Here is a 4056-nt window from a genome sequence, read left to right as displayed (position 1 = left end):
TTCTTGCGGGCCAGCTTCCGCGCGCGGCGGATAGCCTCGGCCTTCTCGCGGGCACGCTTCTCGGAGGGCTTCTCGTAATAGTTACGGAGCTTCATCTCGCGGAAGATGCCTTCGCGCTGCATTTTCTTCTTCAGAGCCCGGAGGGCCTGATCGACATTGTTATCGCGAACGACGACTTGCACGCGTCTTAAATCTCCGAATTACCGTTGATTTTGGGATTGGACAGGAGCCGAAGCAACCCATTTGCGGATCACCTGAATCGCGCATCCATCGGTGCTCTAGCAAACCTGCGGCGGGTTGTCCAGACTGCGGGTGCGTTCGGCGCCTATGCTTTCGGCGCAATCCTGGTGACGTGGCCCATCTTTCGTCCGGGGCGCGCTTCGGATTTGCCATACAGGTGCAGGGCGGCGCAGGGTTCGGCGGCGTCTTGGCGCCAGGCATCCACGTCATCTCCGATCAGATTGGTCATGACCGCATCGCTATGGCGGGTGACATCGCCTAGAGGCCAGCCGCAAATCGCCCGGATGTGATTTTCAAACTGGCTGACGAGACAGGCATCTTGCGTCCAGTGTCCTGAATTGTGGACGCGCGGCGCGATCTCGTTCACGAAAAGCGATGGGCTGGCCCCGCCTGTCTGGAACATCTCCACGGCGAGGACGCCCACATGGCCGAGGGCCTCGGCGATATTGCCGGCGATCGCTTGTGCCTCCTTCTCAAGCGCGCTCGTGATGTTGGCCGGGACCGTGCTCGTGTCGAGTATACCGCCTTTGTGGACATTCTCGACCAGGTCGTAATAGCGCATGCTGCCGTCGTGGCTGCGCACGACAATTACGGAGACCTCGCGCTCGAATGCGACCATGCCTTCCAGGATCGAGGGCGCTTCGCCGATCGACTCCCAGGCACTCTCGGCTCCGCAGATTGTGTGGATTCCTGCCTGCCCTTTGCCGTCATAACCAAAGCGGCGGGTTTTGAGCAGGGCGGGGGGCGGCACGCGCAGGATGGCGTCTTTCAGATCGGCAAGGGTCGCCACGGGCGCATAGGGTGCGACGGCGATGCCAAGGCCGCTGATGAAGTCCTTTTCGGCAAGCCGGTCTTGGGCGACCTCAAAGGACTTCACCGGTGGGAATAGGCAAGCGGTGCGCCCGGCGGCTTCCAGCGCCATGGCCGGCACGTTCTCGAACTCACAAGTGAGCACGTCGACCCGTTCGGAAAAGCGCGCGACGGCTTCCAGATCGTCATAGGCGCCGACGGCTGTTTCGGCGGCGACGTCGAAGGCCGGCGCGCCCGGCGCATCATTGTAAATGTGGGTCCTGAGGCCAAGCCGGCTCGCCGCGACCGATAGCATCCGGCCGAGTTGACCGCCGCCCAGAATGCCAATCGTGCTGCCCGGTGGCAGCGGATTGTCAATCATCGTCCTCGACGCTCTCGGCGACCGCTTCGGTCTGGGCGCTGCGCCAATCTGCCAGGCGCGCTGCCAGCGCCGCGTCCGACAACGCCAGGATGCCGGCTGCAAGAAGCCCCGCATTGGTTGCACCGGCCTTGCCGATGGCAAGCGTACCCACAGGCACGCCGCCCGGCATTTGCGCGATGGAGAGGAGGCTGTCGAGCCCCTTCAGGGACTTGCTTTCCACGGGCACACCGAGGACCGGCAGCTCGGTCATGGAGGCGGCCATGCCCGGCAGATGCGCTGCCCCGCCGGCGCCGGCGATGATGACTTTCAAACCGCGGCCGCGTGCGCCCGACGCATAGTTGTACAGCCGCTGCGGGGTGCGGTGGGCCGAGACGACTTTCGTCTCGTAGGACACCTCGAGGGCGTCCAGGATTTTTGCGGCTGCCTTTAGGGTGGGCCAGTCCGACCGGCTTCCCATGATGATGCCGACGGAGGGGGTCGCCTCACTCATGCTTTCGCTCATTAAAAAAACCGCCCGGAGGCGGATCGCGGAAAGCGCGCGATTATAGGCTTGCCGGGGGGCTTGGCAAGGCGGGTTTGGGCTGGTTTTAGCGTCAGGCTTAAGGGGCTCGGGTGCTTAACCCGCGGGGATGACGAAACGCACAAGCCAAGCGCGGAAAAAGGCGTCATGATCGGGCTCCGTTTTCCAGGCCAGCCCCATAAACCGCGAGTGAGCCAAATGTCCGAGTCTGCCGCCACACCTCGAGCCAACCAGCTGATGCAGCTGTTCCTTTTGGGAACCGCCCTCCTCGTCGTGCCCATCGCGCTCAATTATGGGCTCGTGCCGTCCACGACCCTGCCGATGTTCCTGACCATGCCGGATTTGAGCACGGACCAGACCCATATCTACCGGGGCTTGATGTGCCTTTATCTGGGGGTTGCGCTGTTCTGGCTTGTCGCGGCCTTCAAACCCGAATGGCAGCGCGTGGCTGTGATCACGGCAATTGGCTTTGCCTGGTCCATCGCGGCCGGGCGCATCATCAGCCTGATTGTCGACGGCTGGCCGAGCCCGCTCCTGCTGTTTTATCTGGGCATCGAGATACTCGCCGGGCTGCTGGGCCTTGCCGTGCTGGCAGCCGCGGACCGGAAGCTTAAGCGATAATATCGGGAAGCAGTTCGTCCTCAATCCGGAAGATCTCGTCTCTCAGAAATAGCTTTTTCTTTTTAAGTCGCTTGAGCTGCAATGCGTCCGCGCGGCCTGACTGTTCCAGGGCGTTGATCGCACTATCCAGGTCGCGATGCTCTTGTTTGAGCCTGCTCAGTACAGCCCGAAGCTCGCGGATCTCCTCGCTCTCCATCGGGCGCTCCTTTACTGTGTGGCGGGAGTATCTTGCCGAATGCCGATGGGTTCAAGTGCATGTCCATAGGATCGACCCGGGGCGATTTGTCCTGTACGGGTGCGGTCGTGATTAGACAAGCGAAGGCCTCTTTGACAGAATAGTTATATCGACAATTCAATCTGGAGGTCCGGTATGGCACTAGACGCGCATCTCGATGAATTGGCTGAAAAACACCGCGCTTTGGATCGAAAGATCGACGAGGAACAAGGAAGGCCCACGGCAGATGCCTTCAAGATCGCCGAGCTGAAGCGCCGGAAACTCCATCTAAAAGATGAAATTGAACGCCTGAGACACGGTGTCCCGCACTAGATCTTAAAGATCCTCGGTCTCGAATCTGGAGACCGCGTCGACAGGATCGGTTTTTCGCCGCGCCGAGCCCCGCGGGACAGTCGCGAGGCTCCGCCCGGCCCATATTTTATTGCCGCGTCCAAGTAGCAGAGCGCTACGGCGTGGCTTTTTATTGGGCCTAGGCTGGGAGCGCCATCACCCTTGACGTGGGTCAGTGCCGCTGGACCGAGCTGCGCTACCTCTTTAGAAGGGTTGGAAACAAACTTGAGATGGGTGCTATGCGGGCAGGACGAAGCGGTTTCCACGGGCGCGGAGTGTTTGGATCGAAGTTCGCCCTCCCGATTCGGGTGGCGGTCATGATGGCCGTGGCGGCCTTGATGGCAGAACCCGTTTTGGCGGCAGAGAAAGACCTGACCAATAAGGGCGAGGTGATCGTGCGGGAGAACTGCGCCCGCTGCCACGCGGTCGGGCAGACCGACGAGAGCCCCAATGCTGAAGCGCCGCCCTTCCGCGTGTTGTCTCAAAGTTACCCTGTGGAGAGTCTGGCCGAATCGCTGGCGGAGGGCATCATGTCCGGCCATCCTGATATGCCCGTCTTCGTTTTCAAGCCGCACGACGTGGATGCGATTATCGCCTATCTTGAGTCGATCCAGGTCCCGGCAGATGCCGCCCCCTCTGATCCGACACCGTCCGCGCCCGGCGAGTCCGAGGCGATGGATTCCAAAGGATAATTGGACAGAGGCCAGCACATCTCAAACGTCGGCAGCACCTTCCGGCCACATCAGCCAGTCGCGGGCTTCGGCGATCTGGTCGGGATCGAAATGTTCGACCTCGCAGGTGACGAAGGGCGAGACGAAGCGGGACCACAAATTCTTGACATGCGGGTCGCAGACGATGGCGATGCGGCTGAAATCCTTGAGGTGGCGCAGGCTGAACTTGATGTCGTGCCACAGCGCGGTGGCGTCCATGCCCTCGAAG

General features: G+C 61.4%; 8 protein-coding genes. 3 read left to right on the top strand and 5 right to left on the bottom strand.

Features of this window, described 5'->3' with window-relative positions; translation table 11 throughout:
• The 3 genes from rpsU to purE all read right to left on the bottom strand — a co-directional run.
• Positions 1 to 182: 30S ribosomal protein S21 (gene rpsU / locus WBQ77_RS12240; protein ID WP_424060465.1), on the bottom strand; the 182-nt coding region annotated here is incomplete at its 3' end.
• A gap of 143 nt (positions 183 to 325) precedes the next feature.
• Entirely contained in the window at positions 326 to 1411 is a 1086-nt protein-coding gene (locus WBQ77_RS12235) for a 5-(carboxyamino)imidazole ribonucleotide synthase (protein ID WP_424060464.1), read from the bottom strand.
• Positions 1404 to 1901 carry a 5-(carboxyamino)imidazole ribonucleotide mutase gene (gene purE / locus WBQ77_RS12230; protein ID WP_424060463.1) on the bottom strand — a complete coding sequence of 166 codons (498 nt, stop codon included), beginning with the start codon at positions 1899 to 1901 and terminating at the stop codon, positions 1404 to 1406. The genes WBQ77_RS12235 and purE overlap by 8 nt, the downstream gene beginning before the upstream one ends.
• A 228-nt stretch (positions 1902 to 2129) precedes the next feature.
• On the opposite strand from purE, the gene WBQ77_RS12225 reads away from it, so the two are divergent.
• Positions 2130 to 2552, top strand: a complete 423-nt coding sequence (locus WBQ77_RS12225) for a DUF4345 domain-containing protein (protein ID WP_424060462.1) — start codon at positions 2130 to 2132, stop codon at positions 2550 to 2552.
• Here WBQ77_RS12225 and WBQ77_RS12220 read toward each other — a convergent pair.
• Complete coding sequence (locus WBQ77_RS12220; protein ID WP_424060461.1) at positions 2542 to 2748, bottom strand: YdcH family protein; 207 nt, start codon at positions 2746 to 2748, stop codon at positions 2542 to 2544. The two genes, WBQ77_RS12225 and WBQ77_RS12220, sit on opposite strands and share 11 nt — an antisense overlap.
• A gap of 174 nt (positions 2749 to 2922) precedes the next feature.
• Between WBQ77_RS12220 and WBQ77_RS12215 the strand changes: the two genes are divergently transcribed.
• Together WBQ77_RS12215 and WBQ77_RS12210 are read left to right on the top strand one after the other, a co-directional pair.
• Positions 2923 to 3099: a YdcH family protein gene (locus tag WBQ77_RS12215; RefSeq protein WP_424060460.1), complete on the top strand. Its 177-nt coding sequence runs from the start codon at positions 2923 to 2925 to the stop codon at positions 3097 to 3099.
• Positions 3100 to 3455: 356 nt separating this feature from the next.
• A complete protein-coding gene (locus WBQ77_RS12210) occupies positions 3456 to 3809 on the top strand; it encodes a c-type cytochrome (RefSeq protein WP_424060459.1) in 354 nt (117 codons plus the stop codon).
• A 21-nt stretch (positions 3810 to 3830) separates the two neighbouring features.
• Here the strand turns inward: WBQ77_RS12210 and WBQ77_RS12205 are convergent.
• The coding region (locus WBQ77_RS12205; protein ID WP_424060458.1) for an STAS/SEC14 domain-containing protein at positions 3831 to 4056 on the bottom strand (226 nt) is incomplete at its 5' end.

It is taken from the genome of Methyloceanibacter sp. (assembly GCF_049590335.1).
Taxonomy (GTDB): Bacteria; Pseudomonadota; Alphaproteobacteria; order Rhizobiales; family Methyloligellaceae; genus Methyloceanibacter.
This window is presented reverse-complemented; position numbering and strand designations above follow the sequence as displayed.

Bases quoted from the DNA above. Each gene is read 5' to 3' on its own strand.
- WBQ77_RS12235 (WP_424060464.1), bottom strand. From the start codon at position 1,411: ATGATTGACAATCCGCTGCCACCGGGCAGCACGATTGGCATTCTGGGC.
- purE (WP_424060463.1), bottom strand. From the start codon at position 1,901: ATGAGTGAGGCGACCCCCTCCGTCGGCATCATCATGGGAAGCCGGTCG.
- WBQ77_RS12225 (WP_424060462.1), top strand. From the start codon at position 2,130: ATGTCCGAGTCTGCCGCCACACCTCGAGCCAACCAGCTGATGCAGCTG.
- WBQ77_RS12220 (WP_424060461.1), bottom strand. From the start codon at position 2,748: ATGGAGAGCGAGGAGATCCGCGAGCTTCGGGCTGTACTGAGCAGGCTC.
- WBQ77_RS12215 (WP_424060460.1), top strand. From the start codon at position 2,923: ATGGCACTAGACGCGCATCTCGATGAATTGGCTGAAAAACACCGCGCT.
- WBQ77_RS12210 (WP_424060459.1), top strand. From the start codon at position 3,456: ATGGCAGAACCCGTTTTGGCGGCAGAGAAAGACCTGACCAATAAGGGC.